This is a genomic window from Serratia grimesii NBRC 13537, from assembly GCF_001590905.1.
Classification (GTDB): domain Bacteria; phylum Pseudomonadota; class Gammaproteobacteria; order Enterobacterales; family Enterobacteriaceae; genus Serratia; species Serratia grimesii.
This window is the reverse complement of the sequence record NZ_BCTT01000005.1, coordinates 305,698-323,586: the sequence shown is the minus strand read 5'-3', so window position 1 is coordinate 323,586 and position 17,889 is coordinate 305,698. Positions and strand designations below refer to the sequence as shown.

Annotated in this window: 14 protein-coding genes and 6 tRNA genes; 19 read left to right on the top strand and 1 reads right to left on the bottom strand. The window is 52.6% G+C overall.

All coding sequences use genetic code 11. The annotated features are described in order from the left end of the window. The first annotated feature begins 319 nt into the window (after positions 1-319). From nagB to SGR01S_RS06290, 12 genes are all read left to right on the top strand, one after another. The gene (gene nagB / locus SGR01S_RS06345) at positions 320-1,120 is read left to right on the top strand and encodes a glucosamine-6-phosphate deaminase (protein WP_012005664.1); all 801 of its coding nucleotides are present in this window, start codon (positions 320-322) and stop codon (positions 1,118-1,120) included. An 18-nt stretch (positions 1,121-1,138) separates the two neighbouring features. Then, positions 1,139-2,278 carry an N-acetylglucosamine-6-phosphate deacetylase gene (nagA, locus tag SGR01S_RS06340; RefSeq protein ID WP_061806874.1) on the top strand — a complete coding sequence of 380 codons (1,140 nt, stop codon included), beginning with the start codon at positions 1,139-1,141 and terminating at the stop codon, positions 2,276-2,278. Between the two features lie 27 nt (positions 2,279-2,305). Continuing rightward, a complete protein-coding gene (gene nagC / locus SGR01S_RS06335; protein ID WP_037418052.1) occupies positions 2,306-3,526 on the top strand; it encodes a DNA-binding transcriptional regulator NagC in 1,221 nt (406 codons plus the stop codon). A 67-nt stretch (positions 3,527-3,593) separates the two neighbouring features. Continuing rightward, the gene (locus tag SGR01S_RS06330) at positions 3,594-4,346 is read left to right on the top strand and encodes an HAD-IIA family hydrolase (RefSeq protein ID WP_037418050.1); all 753 of its coding nucleotides are present in this window, start codon (positions 3,594-3,596) and stop codon (positions 4,344-4,346) included. Between the two features lie 284 nt (positions 4,347-4,630). After that, positions 4,631-6,085 carry a chitinase ChiC gene (chiC, locus tag SGR01S_RS06325; protein ID WP_037418047.1) on the top strand — a complete coding sequence of 485 codons (1,455 nt, stop codon included), beginning with the start codon at positions 4,631-4,633 and terminating at the stop codon, positions 6,083-6,085. Positions 6,086-6,374: 289 nt separating this feature from the next. Continuing rightward, entirely contained in the window at positions 6,375-8,039 is a 1,665-nt protein-coding gene (gene asnB / locus SGR01S_RS06320; protein WP_061806873.1) for an asparagine synthase B, read from the top strand. Between the two features lie 220 nt (positions 8,040-8,259). Next, positions 8,260-8,336 (top strand) — tRNA-Met (locus tag SGR01S_RS06315). 8 nt (positions 8,337-8,344) lie between these two features. Then, a tRNA-Leu gene (locus SGR01S_RS06310) sits at positions 8,345-8,429 on the top strand. A gap of 28 nt (positions 8,430-8,457) precedes the next feature. Continuing rightward, positions 8,458-8,532, top strand: a tRNA-Gln gene (locus tag SGR01S_RS06305). 43 nt (positions 8,533-8,575) lie between these two features. Further along, positions 8,576-8,650: transfer RNA gene (locus tag SGR01S_RS06300), tRNA-Gln, on the top strand. Positions 8,651-8,688: 38 nt separating this feature from the next. Continuing rightward, positions 8,689-8,765: transfer RNA gene (locus SGR01S_RS06295), tRNA-Met, on the top strand. 19 nt (positions 8,766-8,784) lie between these two features. Continuing rightward, positions 8,785-8,859: transfer RNA gene (locus SGR01S_RS06290), tRNA-Gln, on the top strand. A 99-nt stretch (positions 8,860-8,958) separates the two neighbouring features. Here the strand turns inward: SGR01S_RS06290 and ubiF are convergent. Then, positions 8,959-10,140, bottom strand: coding sequence for a 3-demethoxyubiquinol 3-hydroxylase (gene ubiF / locus SGR01S_RS06285; RefSeq protein ID WP_061806872.1), 1,182 nt, complete (start codon positions 10,138-10,140; stop codon positions 8,959-8,961). A 196-nt stretch (positions 10,141-10,336) separates the two neighbouring features. Here ubiF and miaB point away from each other — a divergent pair, with 196 nt between their 5' ends. The 7 genes from miaB (at position 10,337) to SGR01S_RS06250 (ending at position 17,797) form a co-directional block, all read left to right on the top strand. After that, on the top strand, positions 10,337-11,761 hold the full coding sequence (gene miaB / locus SGR01S_RS06280) for a tRNA (N6-isopentenyl adenosine(37)-C2)-methylthiotransferase MiaB (protein ID WP_037418039.1): 1,425 nt from the start codon (positions 10,337-10,339) through the stop codon (positions 11,759-11,761). A gap of 138 nt (positions 11,762-11,899) precedes the next feature. Beyond that, entirely contained in the window at positions 11,900-12,235 is a 336-nt protein-coding gene (locus SGR01S_RS06275; protein WP_037418037.1) for a zinc ribbon domain-containing protein YjdM, read from the top strand. Positions 12,236-12,450: 215 nt separating this feature from the next. Beyond that, on the top strand, positions 12,451-13,506 hold the full coding sequence (locus SGR01S_RS06270; protein WP_037418034.1) for a PhoH family protein: 1,056 nt from the start codon (positions 12,451-12,453) through the stop codon (positions 13,504-13,506). Beyond that, the gene (gene ybeY, locus SGR01S_RS06265) at positions 13,503-13,976 is read left to right on the top strand and encodes an rRNA maturation RNase YbeY (RefSeq protein ID WP_020825630.1); all 474 of its coding nucleotides are present in this window, start codon (positions 13,503-13,505) and stop codon (positions 13,974-13,976) included. The genes SGR01S_RS06270 and ybeY overlap by 4 nt, the downstream gene beginning before the upstream one ends. 84 nt (positions 13,977-14,060) lie before the next feature. Then, positions 14,061-14,939: a CNNM family magnesium/cobalt transport protein CorC gene (gene corC / locus SGR01S_RS06260; RefSeq protein ID WP_037418030.1), complete on the top strand. Its 879-nt coding sequence runs from the start codon at positions 14,061-14,063 to the stop codon at positions 14,937-14,939. Positions 14,940-14,946: 7 nt separating this feature from the next. Further along, positions 14,947-16,476 (top strand): apolipoprotein N-acyltransferase, encoded by a 1,530-nt coding sequence (gene lnt / locus SGR01S_RS06255; RefSeq protein WP_061806871.1) that lies wholly within the window; start codon positions 14,947-14,949, stop codon positions 16,474-16,476. A 424-nt stretch (positions 16,477-16,900) separates the two neighbouring features. Next, complete coding sequence (locus SGR01S_RS06250) at positions 16,901-17,797, top strand: amino acid ABC transporter substrate-binding protein (protein ID WP_037418024.1); 897 nt, start codon at positions 16,901-16,903, stop codon at positions 17,795-17,797. Positions 17,798-17,889 lie beyond the last annotated feature (92 nt).

The window sequence follows — 17,889 nt, the reverse complement described above, 5'->3', positions numbered from 1 at the left end:
AATGCCCTTTTATGGGCTTTATCATATTTTACGCAAGCGCCATCACACACTGCGATTAACTCTGGACGAGCGACAACAAGTGGAGTGTAAAAAAATTATTTCGTATCGCAAATTAAAACCTCATTTTTTGTGATTTATATCACCAAAAAGCAGTCTTTAGCTGCCACATTGCTAGCCATCACACAAAACTTATTTTATCATTAAAAAAATCATCGAACCTGACGCTTCACGCGAGAATCATAAAGCTGGGTTACGCTTAGGACTCTTGCACAGGCTCGAACCAGTATAGCTTTAGTTTACTTACCCTAAGAGGTGTTAGATGAGACTTATCCCACTGAAAGATACTGCACAAGTCGGCAAATGGGCCGCCCGCCATATCGTCCAGCGCATCAACGCATTCAAGCCTACTGCGGAGCGTCCGTTTGTGCTCGGCCTGCCAACCGGTGGTACTCCACTGGAAGCGTACAAACATCTGATTGCGATGCACAAAGCAGGTGAAGTAAGCTTTAAGCATGTGGTGACTTTCAACATGGATGAATACGTTGGCCTGCCGCAGGAACACCCGGAAAGCTATCATACCTTCATGTACCGTAATTTCTTTGATCACGTTGATATCCCAAGTGAAAATATCAACTTGCTGAATGGTAATGCACCGGACGTTGACGCCGAGTGCCGCCAGTACGAAGCAAAAATCAAATCCTACGGCAAAATCAATCTGTTCATGGGTGGCGTCGGCATTGACGGTCATATCGCGTTTAACGAGCCAGCTTCGTCTCTGGCATCGCGTACTCGCATCAAAACGCTGACTGAAGATACCCGTATCGCCAACTCCCGCTTCTTCGGCGGTGATGTCAGCCTGGTACCGAAGTTTGCACTGACCGTGGGTGTAGGTACGCTGCTCGACGCAGAAGAAGTGATGATTCTGGTGACCGGCCACGCCAAAGCACAAGCTCTGGAAGCCGCAGTGGAAGGCAATATCAACCACATGTGGACTATCAGTTGCCTGCAATTGCATGCCAAAGCTGTTGTGGTGTGCGATGAGCCATCCACCATGGAACTGAAAGTCAAAACCGTTAAATATTTCCGCGAATTAGAAGCGGAAAGCGTTAAGAGTCTTTAATTCTTGCAGGGGGCTACGATGTTCGCTTTAACCCACGGCCGTATTTTCACCGGCCACGACGTACTTGACGACCACGCAGTTATTATCGCTGATGGGCTGATTGAACGAGTCTGCCCGCTGGCTGAGCTGCCGGCCGGCATTGAAACGCGCGATCTGGGTGGCGCTATCCTGGCCCCCGGTTTGATTGACGTGCAGCTTAACGGCTGCGGCGGCGTGCAATTTAACGATTCGCTGGACGCCATTTCGGAAGAGACGCTGGAAATCATGCAGCGTGCCAACGAAAAATCCGGCTGTACCAGCTATCTGCCTACGCTGATCACCAGCAGCGACGAATTTATGAAGCACAGCATCGACGTGATGCGCGCTTATCTGAAAAAACATCCGAATCAGGCGCTTGGCCTGCATCTGGAAGGGCCATACCTTAGCCCGCTGAAGAAAGGCACCCACAACCCAGCGTTTATCCGCAAGCCAACCAGCGAGATGATCGACTACCTGTGCGCCAACGCTGATGTGATCACCAAAGTCACGCTGGCACCGGAAATGGTTGAGCCACACTTTATCAAGCAGTTGACCGCAGCAGGCATCGTAGTGTCCGCCGGTCACTCGAATGCGACTTACGATCAGGCCCGCACAGGCTTTGCTGCCGGCATTACCTTCGCCACTCACCTGTATAACGCGATGCCATATATTACCGGGCGTGAACCTGGGCTGATGGGGGCAATTTTCGATACGCCGGAAGTCTATACCGGCATTATCGCTGACGGTCATCATGTGGCCTGGGCGAGTATCCGTAACGCCAAACGCATGAAAGGTGATAAATTGGTGCTGGTCACTGACGCTACCGCTCCGGCGGGTGCCGATATTGACCAATTTATTTTCGCCGGTAAAACAATATACTATCGCGACGGGCTGTGCGTAGACGAAAACGGCACCCTGAGCGGCTCTGCGCTGACCATGATTGACGCGTTGAAGAACAGCGTTGAGCACGTCGGTATCGCGTTGGACGAAGCACTGCGTATGGCAACGCTGTATCCAGCACGCGCCATCGGCGTGGATCACCGTTTAGGCACGATCGAAGCCGGTAAGGTGGCGAACCTGACCGCATTTACCCGTGATTTTAAGGTCACCAAAACGCTCGTTAACGGTAACGAGGTTTAATTTAATGAACAGCGAGTAAAATTATTGATGAGTACTGGCGGACAGGCACAGATAGGGAACGTTGACTTAGTCAAGCAACTCAACGGCGCGGCGGTTTACCGTCTGATCGACCAACAAGGTCCGATCTCGCGCATTCAAATAGCCGAACTGAGCCAGCTAGCGCCCGCCAGCGTCACTAAAATTACTCGCCAGCTGTTGGAGCGCGGGCTGATCAAAGAAGTCGATCAGCAAGCCTCCACCGGCGGTCGCCGCGCCATTTCCATTGTCTCCGAAACCCGGCATTTCCATACCGTGGCTGTGCGCCTTGGTCGTCATGATGCCACCATCACCCTGTACGACATGAGCGGGAAATCGCTTGGTGAAGAACACTACCCGTTGCCGGAGCGTACCCAGGAGACACTGGAAAATGCGTTGTTCATCGCCATTTCACAGTTTATCGAAAGCTACCAACGCAAGCTGCGCGAGTTAATTGCCATTGCAGTGATCCTGCCTGGCTTGGTTGACCCTGCGCTAGGCGTGGTGCGCTATATGCCGCACATCAGCGTCAACAACTGGGCGCTGGTCGACAACCTGCAACAACGGTTTAATGTCACCAGTTTCGTCGGCCATGACATTCGCAGCCTGGCATTAGCTGAGCATTACTTTGGTGCCACCCGCGACTGTGAAGACTCTATTTTGGTGCGTCTGCACCGTGGTACCGGTGCTGGCATTATCGTCAACGGCCAGATTTTCCTGGGCAACAACGGCAATGTCGGTGAAATTGGTCACATTCAGATCGACCCGCTGGGCGAACGCTGCCACTGTGGTAACTTCGGTTGCCTGGAAACCGTTGCCGCGAACGCCGCAATTGAACACCGCGTACGCCAATTGTTGACCCAAGGTTACCCAAGCAAGCTGACGCTCGACGACTGTAGCATCGCCGCCATTTGCAAAGCCGCTAACCGCGGTGATCTGCTGGCCAGCGAAGTGATTGAGCACGTCGGTCGTTATCTCGGCAAAGCCGTCGCTATTGCCATCAATCTGTTTAATCCACAGAAAGTGGTGATCGCCGGTGAAATCACCGAGGCGGAAAAAGTGCTGTTGCCGGCAATCCAAAGCTGCATTAACACTCAGGTGCTGAAGGACTTCCGCAAGAATCTGCCGGTGGTCACCTCCGAACTCAATCATCGCTCGGCGATCGGCGCTTTCGCCCTGGCCAAGCGGGCGATGCTCAACGGCGTGCTATTGCAGCGATTGCTGGAAAGCTGATCCGCCGCTTCAGGCAGGTGTGCTATCTTCGCGTTTTGCCTGCCGCAAATCATGAGAAACAGCAACAATGACAATCAAAAACGTTATATGTGATATCGACGGCGTGCTGCTGCATGACAACACGCCGGTCCCCGGTGCCGATCTTTTCCTGGCGCGTATTCAGGAACAAGGTATGCCACTGGTCGTTCTGACGAACTATCCGTCACAGACCGCGCAAGATCTGGCGAACCGCTTCTCCGCTGCCGGGCTTGACGTCCCAGAGAGCGCTTTTTATACCTCAGCCATGGCTACCGCCGACTTTCTGCGCCGTCAGGAAGGCAAAAAAGCCTACGTGGTCGGTGAAGGTGCACTGATCCACGAACTGTATAAAGCCGGCTTCACCATTACCGATATCAACCCAGACTTTGTGATCGTCGGTGAAACTCGCTCCTATAACTGGGACATGATGCACAAAGCCGCCTACTTCGTGAATAATGGCGCACGCTTCATTGCCACTAACCCGGATACTCATGGGCATGGCTTCGTACCGGCCTGTGGTGCACTCTGTGCGCCGATTGAGAAAATTACCGGGCGTAAACCATTTTACGTCGGCAAACCAAGTCCGTGGATCATCCGTGCCGCACTAAACAAAATGCAGGGGCACTCGGAAGAAACCGTGATTGTTGGCGACAACCTGCGCACCGATATCCTGGCGGGCTTCCAGGCGGGTCTGGAAACCGTCTTGGTCCTGTCTGGCGTTTCGACGTTGAACGATGTAGAAACCATGCCGTTCCGTCCGAGCTACATCTTCCCTTCCGTTGCCGATATCAATATTTTCTAATGCCTGTGGTGGCCATTACGGCCACCCTTATACCCGTCATACTTGAGGCTGCGTTTATGCGCCCAGCCACACAATTATCTATGTCTCCGTGAACTTACAAATTTGTCTTATCAAGGATATTCCTATTTTTAGGCTATATTCCCCCACGTTGAATTTAATTTATTATTGCCCGCTAAAGGTTTCACTCCATCTTCGTTAAAAATCCGCACTATATATTTACGCCCCGCCAATAATCCCTATTGACGGCAAGTGGAAATAATCTTACCTAAAATAACGAGGTTACCATGAGCACCAATAATATTATTAATGCACAAGTCGCAGATGACGCCACAATCATGCCAGACATGTCCAATAAGAAAATCATGATGGGCTTTTGGCATAACTGGGCCGCAGGCGCCAGTGACGGTTACCAGCAAGGTCAGTTCGCCAATATGAACCTGACAGACATCCCGGCTGAATATAACGTGGTTGCTGTGGCATTTATGAAAGGCGAAGGTATCCCAACTTTCAAGCCTTACAACCTGTCTGATGCCGAGTTCCGCCGTCAGGTCGGCGTACTGAACAGCCAGGGCCGTGCGGTGCTGATTTCATTGGGCGGTGCTGACGCTCACATCGACCTGAAAACCGGCGACGAAGACCGGCTTGCTAATGAAATTATCCGTTTGGTGGAAACCTACGGTTTTGATGGTTTGGACATCGATCTGGAACAAGCCGCCATTGGCGCTGCTAATAATAAGACCGTCTTACCAGCAGCATTGAAAAAAGTAAAAACACATTATGCAGCAGAAGGCAAAAACTTCATTGTCAGCATGGCGCCAGAATTCCCTTATTTACGTACCAACGGCACTTACCTGGATTATATTAATGCACTCGAGGGTTATTACGACTTTATCGCGCCACAATATTATAATCAGGGCGGTGATGGGATCTGGGTCGATGAAGCCAATGGTGGTAAAGGTGCCTGGATCACTCAAAATAATGATGCCATGAAAGAAGATTTTCTGTATTACCTGACGGAAAGTCTGGTTACTGGCACCCGTGGTTACACCAAAATCCCTGCGTCCAAGTTTGTTATCGGCTTGCCAACCAACAATGATGCAGCCGCTACCGGGTATGTGGTCGACAAGCAAGCCGTATATAACGCCTTTGCACGCCTTGATGCCAAAGGGCTGTCTATCAAAGGTCTGATGACCTGGTCGGTTAACTGGGACAATGGCAAGAGCAAAGCCGGTGTGGCCTATAACTGGGAATTCAAAACACGTTATGCCGCACTCATCCAGGGAGGTGTAACACCACCGCCGGGAAAGCCTGATGCGCCAACGGCGTTAAACGCCAGCGCGATAACGTCTACATCCCTTACGCTGAACTGGGCGGCGGCCAACAGCGCCAATCCGGTCAGCCAATATACGGTTTATCGTAACGGCACCGCGATCGGCCAAACCGGTGGTTTGTCACTGCAAGACAGCGGTCTCACACCGGCAACGCAATACAGTTATTTTGTCACCACTACCGATAACAAGGGCAACACCTCATTGCCGAGCAGTGCACTCGCCGTGAAAACGGCTGACGGCAGCACGCCTCCGGATCCTGGTGTCACTGAATGGCAAAACAACCACAGCTACAAAACCGGTGATCTAGTGACCTACAAAGGAAAGAAATACACCTGCCTGCAAGCACACACCTCTAACGCCGGATGGACACCGGATGCAGCCTTCACACTCTGGCAGTTGACTGCCTGATAGTCCGCAATGAGTTGCCGGTAAAATTCTCCGGCAACTCATCTATTCATCAAAAAATTGCATTATCGTTAATTTTAACCATCATTAACCGAACATCCGCTAATATTCACCCTACCCCAAACAACTATTTTCTAGCGCAGCGCTAAAACGCTTGCATCCCCTGTTGGTTTTGACGCATTTTCATAAACACAACGCAGCAAAAGCGCGCCATCATTGATGAGCCGACCATGCTGCCTATAACAGCAAAAACAACATCACAGTCTATAAAAGTCGTTAGGAGAGTCGGTATATGTGTTCTATTTTCGGTGTGCTCGATCTGAAGTCTGATCCCGTTGAACTGCGTAAAAAAGCATTGGAGCTGTCCCGTCTCATGCGCCACCGCGGGCCGGATTGGTCCGGTGTTTACGCCAGCGATAAAGCCATTCTGGTGCATGAGCGCCTATCGATTGTCGACGTCAACAATGGCGCACAACCGCTGTACAACGCGGCACATACCCACGTTCTGGCTGTTAACGGTGAGATTTACAACCACCAGGCGCTGCGCCAACAACTGAGCGATCGCTATGCGTTCCAGACCGGCTCCGACTGTGAAGTGATCCTGGCGCTGTACCAAGAGAAAGGCACCGATTTCCTCGACGATCTACAGGGCATGTTCGCCTTCGCACTCTATGATTCAGAAAAAGACGCTTATCTGATTGGCCGTGATCATCTGGGTATTATCCCGCTGTACATGGGCCATGATGAATTCGGCAACCTGTATGTCGCCTCTGAAATGAAAGCGTTGGTGCCAGTTTGCCGCACCATTAAAGAATTCCCGGCAGGCAGCTATCTGTGGAGTCAGGACGGCGAGATCCGCGAATATTACCAGCGTGACTGGTTCGATTACGACAATGTCAAAGACAACGTCACCGACGCCAATGCCCTGCGCAACGCACTGGAAGACTCGGTGAAAAGTCACCTGATGTCCGACGTGCCCTACGGCGTACTGTTGTCTGGCGGCCTGGACTCTTCCGTAATTTCCGCCATTACCAAAAAATACGCCGCACGCCGCGTGGAAGATCAAGAGCGCAGCGAAGCCTGGTGGCCGCAACTGCATTCATTCGCCGTCGGTTTAGATGGCTCCCCAGACCTGCGTGCCGCGCAGGAAGTAGCAAACCACCTGGGCACCGTGCACCATGAAATTCATTTCACCGTGCAAGAAGGCCTGGATGCCATTCGCGACGTGATTTATCACATCGAAACCTATGACGTGACAACCATTCGCGCCTCGACCCCGATGTACCTGATGTCACGCAAGATCAAAGCGATGGGTATCAAGATGGTGCTGTCTGGCGAGGGAGCAGACGAAGTGTTCGGTGGCTACCTGTACTTCCATAAGGCGCCGGATGCACGCGAATTCCATGACGAAACCGTACGTAAGCTGCTGGCACTACATATGTTTGACTGTGCTCGCGCGAATAAAGCAATGTCTGCCTGGGGTGTAGAAGCACGCGTACCCTTCCTGGATAAAAAATTCCTCGACATAGCGATGCGTATCAACCCGAAAGACAAAATGTGCGGCAATGGCAAAATGGAAAAACATATCCTGCGCGAATGTTTTGAGTCCTATCTGCCTGCCAGCGTGGCCTGGCGCCAGAAAGAGCAGTTCTCCGACGGCGTTGGTTACAGCTGGATCGACACGCTGAAAGAAGTCGCTGCCAAGCAAATCAGCGATCAACAGCTCGAAACCGCACGTTTCCGTTTCCCGTACAACACGCCTGCGTCCAAAGAAGGCTACCTGTATCGCGAAATCTTTGAAGAGTTGTTCCCACTGCCAAGCGCGGCCGAATGCGTACCAGGCGGCCCGTCAGTGGCCTGCTCTTCAGCGAAAGCCATCGAATGGGATGAGTCATTCAAAAAGATGGACGATCCTTCTGGTCGTGCAGTCGGCGTTCACCAAGCCGCCTACAAATAATCGTCCGACGTTTTATTCCTTGGGCGGGCCTTCGGGTCCGCCTTTTTGTTGATGTTTTCAACCATTAATCGCCTGAATTGATGATTTTATCGCCATACTGTTCACAACCCAGACAAACAACACATCAGGTCGCTTTTTTGGGAAAAAACTTGTTGACGCAAAACGGCCATATACGCATAATGCGCCCCGCAACGCCGATGAAGGTTGCGCGAAAAAAGATGGCTACGTAGCTCAGCTGGTTAGAGCACATCACTCATAATGATGGGGTCACAGGTTCAAATCCCGTCGTAGCCACCATCTTTTTTGCGGGAGTGGCGAAATTGGTAGACGCACTAGATTTAGGTTCTAGCGCCGCAAGGTGTGCGAGTTCAAGTCTCGCCTCCCGCACCATTTCATTCATCGAGTTGCAGGCATCTAATGGGGTATCGCCAAGCGGTAAGGCACTGGTTTTTGATACCAGCATACCCTGGTTCGAATCCAGGTACCCCAGCCATTTTTTAAATGGTCGATGCTAAAAAAAAAGTTAAACATGTTGATGGGGTATCGCCAAGCGGTAAGGCACTGGTTTTTGATACCAGCATTCCCTGGTTCGAATCCAGGTACCCCAGCCATCATCACTTTTGACTTTGAAAGTAAAATATCGACAAATGGCTACGTAGCTCAGCTGGTTAGAGCACATCACTCATAATGATGGGGTCACAGGTTCAAATCCCGTCGTAGCCACCATATTTTACTGTCACACCATTGGGGTGTCGCCAAGCGGTAAGGCTCTGGTTTCTGATACCAGCATACCCAGGTTCGAATCCTGGCACCCCAGCCACATTTAGAAAAGCCCGCTTCGGCGGGCTTTTTGCTTTTCTGCGCTTGGTGAAATCGTGTTATGCGGGCGCAACCTACTGCGCCCTACAGGAAAACCTCACTACAGCCCCAACGCGTATTTCAGCGCATGCTCCTTCAGCTTGCCCGCCCGCTGAGCTGCCATCAGTGCAATATTGCGAGCCACGCTGAGCGGCGCCAAGTTATTGCTAAAGGCGGTATAAAAGAGATCCATACCACTTTGCATCAGCAGATTATCGGTACGGCGACGACGCTGATAACGCATTAGCACCGCTTCGCTGCTCCAGTCCTCGCCCTGCTCCCGTGCATCACTCACTACGGCCAACAACGCTTCCACATCGCGATAGCCCAGGTTAACGCCCTGTCCAGCCAGTGGATTAATGGTATGGGCCGCATCACCGAGCAATACCAAACCTGGCAATACATAACGCTGAGCATGTCGACGTGCCAGTGGGAACGAGCCGGCAGCATGTACTTTTACCGCCCCCAGACGTGCAGGAAACGCCTCTGCGATTTCCCGCTCCAACTGCACTGGCGGCATTGCTTGCAGCTGACGGATGCGTTGTGGGCTGTCGTACCACACCAACGAAGCCCATTGATCATATAGCGGCAGGAAAGCACGCGGCCCGGAAGGGAAAAACTGCTGCCAGGTCACATCCTGTTGCGGTGCTCCGGTATCGACGGTGATCAGCATGCAGGACTGGCGATACTGCCAACCGTTAGTGCCAATAGCCACCAAATTGCGTACCTGTGAGTTGGCACCGTCAGCCCCCACCACCAGACGCGCCTCTAGCGTCTCAGAAGAGTCCAATGTCACTTGCCAATGGTTATCGGCACGTTGCAGAGAACGCAGTCTGGCGGGGCAGCAGAGCGTCAGATTTTCGCATTGCTCTAATTGTTGCCACAGGGCCAGTTGCAGAATGCGGTTCTCCACCATAAAACCCAGTTCAGGCAGACCGAGCGAGACGGCATCAAATGCCACCCGTGAAGATGCCCACTCCCAGGTTTCCAGGCGACGATACGGTGCCGTACGCATGGCTTGTACCGCTGGCCAGGCACCAAGTTGTTTGAGTAACCCCACCGATGTGCAGCCAATCGCAGAAATGCGCAGATCCGGTGGACTTTGCGCATCGAACGCTTGCGGCGCCTGATGTTCCAGCAAGGCCACGGACCAACCGGCCTGCGCCAGCCCCAGAGCAGCGGCAGCACCGACCATTCCGCCCCCGACCACCACGGCGTCATACCGTTTTTGAGAAGTGTTCATATTGGCTATATTTTCTTAGTGGATTATCGCCATCCCCACCGGCATGGCGTTTGGCATCAGTGTAACGGATTTTTAATTTGGCTTCAGGTTGCATGCCGTTTTCCCCACGCTGGTCACAACGGCGTCAAATGTTTACAATAGCACCCTGCATGTCGCGTATCGCAACTTTCGCTCCGCACTGAGTAATGGCAAGTCAATGACGAAAAAACTACATATAAAGACCTGGGGCTGCCAGATGAATGAATACGATTCATCAAAAATGGCAGACCTGTTGAACAGCACGCACGGCTTCGAGTGGACCGAAAACGCCGAAGAAGCGGACGTGCTGCTGCTGAACACCTGCTCGATCCGCGAAAAAGCGCAAGAGAAAGTTTTCGCCATGCTGGGGCGCTGGAGATTATTGAAAGAGAAAAACCCGGCGCTGATCATCGGTGTGGGCGGCTGTGTCGCCTCCCAGGAAGGTGAATTGATCCGTACGCGTGCCCCCTGCGTAGACGTGGTGTTCGGTCCGCAGACCCTGCACCGCCTACCGGAAATGATCAACCACGTGCAGGGCACTCGCAGCCCGGTGGTCGACATCAGCTTCCCGGAAATCGAAAAATTCGATCGGCTACCGGAACCACGCGCTGAGGGGCCAACGGCCTTTGTCTCTATCATGGAAGGCTGCAACAAGTACTGTACCTTCTGTGTAGTGCCTTATACCCGCGGCGAAGAAGTCAGCCGCCCAAGCGACGACGTGCTGTTCGAAATCGCACAATTGGCAGCGCAAGGCGTGCGGGAAGTGAACCTGCTTGGCCAGAACGTCAACGCCTACCGCGGTGCCACCTACGACGGCAACATCTGTTCGTTTGCTGAACTGCTGCGTCTGGTGGCGGCCATTGACGGTATTGATCGCATCCGTTTCACCACCAGCCACCCGATCGAGTTCAGTGACGACATCATCGCCGTGTATGAAGATACGCCAGAGCTGGTCAGTTTCCTGCATCTGCCGGTGCAGAGTGGCTCAGATCGCATCCTGACCATGATGAAGCGTGCGCACACTGCACTGGAATACAAAGCGATCATTCGCAAACTGCGCAAGGCGCGTCCAAACATTCAGCTCAGCTCAGACTTCATCATCGGCTTCCCGGGCGAAACCCAGGCCGATTTCGAGCAGACCATGAACCTGATTGCCGAGATCAACTTCGACGCCAGCTTCAGCTTTATTTATTCGTCACGTCCGGGCACCCCGGCGGCCGATATGGTTGATGACGTCAGCGAAGAAGAGAAAAAGCAGCGGTTGTACATTCTGCAAGATCGCATCAATCAGCAGGTCCTGCAGTTCAGTCGTCGCATGCTGGGTACCGTACAGCGCATTTTGGTGGAAGGCACCTCGCGCAAAAGCGTGATGGAATTAGCCGGTCGTACCGAATGCAACCGCATGGTGAATTTTGAAGGCACGCCAGACATGATCGGCCAGTTCGTCGATGTGGAAATCACCGAAGTCTTGACCAACTCACTGCGTGGCGCAGTGGTGCGTACCGAACAGCAGATGGATCTGCGCGTACATGAATCCCCGCAGTCGGTGATCGCCCGTACCCGCAAAGAAAACGCTCTGGGTGTCGGCATCTACCAACCCTAACGCTGTTTTCGCCTGGCGCTAAACGTGGCGGTCGCGCTTCCCGCCGCCACGATAATGTTTATCCTTATTATTTCTCTGTCGGGCCACGCGCCCGGCAATTTTCTTTTTTTATTTTTTTGATTAAAGAGGCGACATAACATGCAACTCCCACACTGCCCGAAGTGCAACTCCGAATACACCTATCAGGACAACGCCATGTTCATCTGTCCTGAATGTGCCCACGAGTGGAGCGACAGCGCCCCAGCAGAAGACAACGATGCACTGATTGTCAAAGATGCCAACGGCAACCTGCTGGCCGACGGCGACGCCGTGACCGTGGTAAAAGATCTGAAGGTCAAAGGTAGCTCTTCAATGCTGAAGATTGGCACCAAGGTGAAGAACATCCGCCTGGTGGAAGGCGACCACAACATCGACTGTAAGATCGATGGGTTTGGTCAAATGAAGCTGAAATCCGAGTTCGTGAAAAAGAACTGATCCGCAGACATTATTCTCACGTTATTACGCGGCTGTTTAGGCCGCGTTTTTCCTCTATCAGCCCTTGAATTTCGCCGTCGGCGCACAGATAGATCATGGGTAAACTTGCGCCAGTGCGTCGCACCATGAATAATTCAAGGTAGAGAACCTCAGGTTTTGCCCTGAATGCGCGTACCGAAAATCAACCAGGCCCGATATGAGCCTTGAGGAATAGTTTGAACGTCGCAACACAAGAAATTTTGTTAGAGCCGGCAGACAATAAGCGATTACTCAGCCTGTGCGGCCCGTTTGATGAGAACATCAAACAACTCGAACGCCGGTTGGGTATTGAGATCAACCGCCGTGACAATCGTTTTAAGCTGATTGGCAAGAACCCGTGCGTGGTTGCCGCCGCCGATATTCTGCGCCACCTGTATGTGGACACCTCCCCTATCCGCGGTGTCATTCCGGATATCGATCCGGAACAGATTCATCTGGCTATCAAAGAAAGTCGGGTGCTGGAACAGGTTGCTGACAGCGTGCCGGATTACGGTAAAGCCGTCACCATTAAAACCAAACGTGGCATGGTGAAACCGCGTACGCCGAACCAGGCACAGTACATCGCCAATATTCTCGATCATGACATTACCTTCGGCATCGGCCCTGCGGGGACCGGTAAGACCTATCTGGCGGTTGCTGCCGCGGTAGATGCACTGGAACGTCAGGACATTCGTCGTATTCTGCTGACTCGTCCTGCCGTCGAGGCCGGTGAAAAACTGGGCTTCCTGCCCGGGGATCTGAGTCAAAAGGTCGATCCTTACCTGCGCCCTTTGTACGACGCCCTGTTTGAAATGCTGGGCTTCGAGCGTGTAGAAAAGCTGATTGAACGCAATGTGATTGAAGTTGCGCCGCTGGCCTATATGCGCGGTCGTACCCTCAACGATGCGTTTATCATCCTTGATGAAAGCCAGAACACCACCATCGAACAGATGAAGATGTTCCTGACGCGTATCGGCTTCAACTCAAAAGCGGTGATTACCGGTGACGTGACGCAGGTAGACCTGCCACGCAACCAAAAATCCGGCCTGCGCCACGCGATGGAAGTGCTGGCGGACGTCGAAGAGCTGAGCTTCAACTTCTTCCACAGCGAAGATGTGGTGCGACATCCGGTCGTTGCCCGCGTGGTGATCGCCTATGAAGCCTGGGAAGCCGCCGAACAGAAACGCAAAGACGCCATTAACGAACAACGTAAGCGCGAGGCGACTATCGCCTCCGAGCAGGAGATACCATGAGTCAGGTGATTTTGGATCTGCAGATTGCCTGTGCAGACAGTAACGGTCTGCCAGACGAGGCCACCTTCCAGCGCTGGCTGGAAGGTGTGCTACCGCAGTTTCAAGAAGAGGCCGAAGTGACCATTCGCCTGGTAGACGAGGCCGAAAGCAACGAATTAAACCTGACTTATCGCGGTAAGGACAAACCCACCAATGTGCTGTCATTCCCGTTCGAAGCCCCACCGGGTATCGAGCTACCGCTGCTTGGCGATTTGATCATCTGTCGTCAGGTCGTTGAACAGGAAGCGGTTGAGCAAGAGAAGGCACTGGAAGCGCACTGGGCGCATATGGTTGTTCACGGCAGCCTTCATCTGCTAGGGTATGACCACATCGAAGACGATGAAGCCGAAGAAATGGAGTCTTTGGAAACCGAAATCATGCACGGCCTGGGCTACCCGGACCCGTACCTGGCGGAAAAAGACCCTCTCTGACGTCAGCTGATTTCCCCACAGCCCCTGTATGGGGCTGTCGCTGACTCCCCTAACTCTGACATGAGTGATGTTAACTAAAACGCCATGAGCGACGACCATTCACAAAGCAATGACAGCCCCAGTCCCAAGAAGGGGTTCTTTACTCTTATCCTTAACCAGCTGTTCCACGGCGAACCCAAAAACCGTGGTGATCTGGTAGAGCTGATCCGTGATTCCGAGCAAAACGACCTGATCGATCCCGATACCCGAGACATGCTGGAAGGCGTGATGGATATCGCCGAGCAGCGCGTGCGCGACATCATGATTCCGCGCTCCCAGATGGTGACGCTCAAGCGCAACCAAACGCTGGAAGAGTGCCTGGACGTGATTATTGAATCCGCCCACTCGCGCTTCCCGGTGATCAGCGAAGATAAAGATCACATCGAAGGCATTTTGATGGCCAAGGATCTGCTGCCGTTTATGCGGGCAGAATCTGAAGCATTTAGCATCGACAAAGTGCTGCGCACCGCAGTGGTGGTGCCGGAAAGTAAGCGAGTTGACCGGATGCTGAAGGAGTTCCGCTCCCAGCGTTATCACATGGCCATTGTCATTGATGAATTCGGCGGCGTATCCGGCCTGGTCACTATCGAAGACATTCTGGAGCTGATTGTCGGCGAAATTGAAGATGAATATGATGACGAAGACGATCTGGATATCCGCCAGCTCAGCCGTCACATGTATACCGTGCGTGCGTTGGCACCGATTGAAGACTTCAATGAAGCCTTCGGCACTCACTTCAGTGATGACGAGGTCGACACCATCGGTGGTCTGGTGATGCAAGCCTTCGGTCATCTGCCTGCGCGGGGGGAAACCATTGAAATCGAAGGTTACCTATTTAAAGTTGCGATGGCCGACAGTCGACGTATCATCCAGGTTCATGTAAAAATTCCGGACGATTCTCCGCAACCGAAACTGGAAGACTAAATTAAACATGGCTAAAGCCTCTTTCCTTGAACGCCAGTGGGTTCGCGCCCTACTGGCGCTGTTGACCGGTGCCAGCGGTACGCTGGCATTTTCTCCTTACGATATCTGGCCTGCGGCCATTGTCTCCTTGTTTGGCCTGCTGGCCGTTACCCTGAATCGCACAACCAAACAGTCCGCTTTACTTGGTTTCTGTTGGGGCTTCGGTCTATTCGGTACGGGCATTAACTGGGTTTACGTCAGCATTGCCGACTTCGGTGGCATGCCCTTCTCCGTTAATATTTTCCTGGTCGCGTTACTGGCCGCCTATTTGTCGCTGTATACCGGGCTGTTTGCCGGGCTGCTGGCACGACTGTGGCCTGCCACCCGTTGGTACCGCCTGGCCATTGCCGCGCCGGTATTGTGGCAAGTGACCGAGTTTCTGCGTGGTTGGGTACTGACCGGTTTCCCTTGGCTACAGTTCGGCTACAGCCAGCTCAACGGGCCGTTAAAAGGCATCGCCCCGCTGATGGGGGTCGATACCATCACCTTTATTCTGATGGCGATCGCCGGGCTGCTGGTGTATGCCGTGAATCAGCGCCGTATCACGCCAGCGGTGGTTGCCATCGCGCTGCTGCTGTTACCGTGGCCACTGCGCCAATTGCACTGGTTTACCCCACAGCCGGACAAAGCAGTCAACGTCGCGATGGTTCAGGGCAACATCGCCCAGTCGATGAAATGGGATCCGAAGGCGCTGGTCAGCACATTACAGACCTATCTGGATGAAACGCGCCCTTATGTGGGCAAAGCGCCGATCATCATCTGGCCGGAATCCGCCATCCCTGACTATGAAGCCAGCCAGAATGGTTTCCTGACCATGATGGATGATCTGATGCGTGCAAAAAACAGCAGCCTGATCACCGGCATTGTTGACGTGCGTGCAACACCGCAGGGGCAGCAAATTTACAACAGCGCCATTGTATTGGGCGAACCCACACCCTATACCTACCCGGCCAAAGACCGCTACAACAAGCACCATTTAGTGCCGTTCGGCGAATTTGTCCCGCTGGAGACGTTGTTACGCCCACTGGCCCCATTCTTTGATCTACCCATGTCTTCCTTCAGCCGTGGCGATTATGTCCAGCCACAGCTCAGTGTGAAGGGATATAACCTGACTGCGGCGATCTGTTATGAAATTGTCTTGGGCCAACAGGTTCGCGATAACTTCCGTCCGGATACCAACTTCCTGTTGACCATATCCAATGACGCCTGGTTCGGCCATTCTATCGGCCCGTGGCAGCACTTCCAGATGGCGCGTATGCGTGCTCTGGAGTTGGGCCGTCCGCTATTGCGCAGTACCAACAATGGTGTCACTGCCGCCGTTGACGCTAACGGCGAGGTGATCGCGGAGATTCCGCAGTTCACCCGTAAGGTACTAGAAGTGAAAATGACACCAACCACCGGCATCACACCTTATGCCCGCTTTGGCGCCACGCCATTGTGGACAATTACTTTACTGCTCGGTGGCCTGGCGCTGATCCTCAAACTGCGTCGTAAATAATCCCGTGGGGCGTTGCCGTTGGCACGCCCCCGCCTCAATGCCCCGCTTTTCCATAACCTCTCATATCGTCACAGTTTGAAACCCGGCTGACATAAACCATTGCTAAATCAACGTTTCTGGCACACTCCTTGCTTTAATTACTCTGTAATTGATGACCGATTTACTTTTACTGACGCTTTGTCGCACTTGTGCACAACTCGAGAGCATGAGCGGCACCATATAGGTGCATTGAGATTTTGTTGCATTAATTTGGTGCGCGTGGCGTCTCAAAAAATGAAACATTTTAGTTTCAATCCGTTCACAATCGGCTATTTTCTAACGGTTATCAGTACTAAGACTATCTTTATAACTTAAGCAATAGACCTCCATTTTGAATCTGATGCTCTTTGAATTTGAGCCACCACAACAGCAAAGGAGTTGGACCATGCAAATGCGTAAATTGGCGTTATCGTTACTGCTGATCGGTATGGCGGGTAGCGTAGCCCATGCGGAAGAACTGACCGGTACGCTGAAGAAAATCAAAGATAACGGCGTGATCGTTGTCGGCCACCGCGAATCATCAGTGCCGTTCTCCTACTACGACAACCAGCAGAAAGTTGTGGGTTACTCCCAGGACTACTCCAACCAAATCGTTGATGCTGTTAAGAAAAAACTGAACCTGCCTAACCTGCAGGTAAAAATGTTGCCAATAACGTCACAGAACCGTATTCCGCTGCTGCAAAACGGGACCTTTGATTTCGAGTGTGGCTCAACCACTAACAACCTTGAGCGCCAAAAACAGGCCGCCTTTTCCGACACCATCTTCGTGGTCGGCACCCGCCTGTTGGTGAAAAAAGGCTCTGACATTAAAGATTTCAAAGATCTGGCAGGTAAACCGGTCGTCGTGACGTCTGGTACCACCTCTGAAGTGCTGCTCAATAAGCTGAACGACAGCAACAAAATGAACATGCGCATCATCAGCGCCAAAGACCACGGTGACTCATTCCGTACCCTGGAAAGCGGCCGTGCCGTGGCCTTTATGATGGATGACGCCCTGCTGGCAGGTGAGCGCGCGAAAGCGAAGAAACCGGACCAATGGGAAATTCTTGGAACGCCGCAATCTCAAGAAGCCTACGGCTGTATGCTGCGTAAAGACGATCCTGAGTTCAAAAAACTGGTCGATGACACTATCGCTCAGGCACAGACTTCAGGTGAAGCAACAAAATGGTTCGATAAGTGGTTCAAACAACCTATCCCACCAAAGAACCTCAACATGAACTTCGAACTGTCAGACGACATGAAGAAATTGTTCAAAGAACCTAACGATAAAGCATTGAACTAATAGAACAAGAGCTGCGGCGGCCACCAGGCCAAACCAGCCCTGTTGATGACTGGGACAGACAGGAATGCGGGAGGCCGTTCCCCTCTCGCATT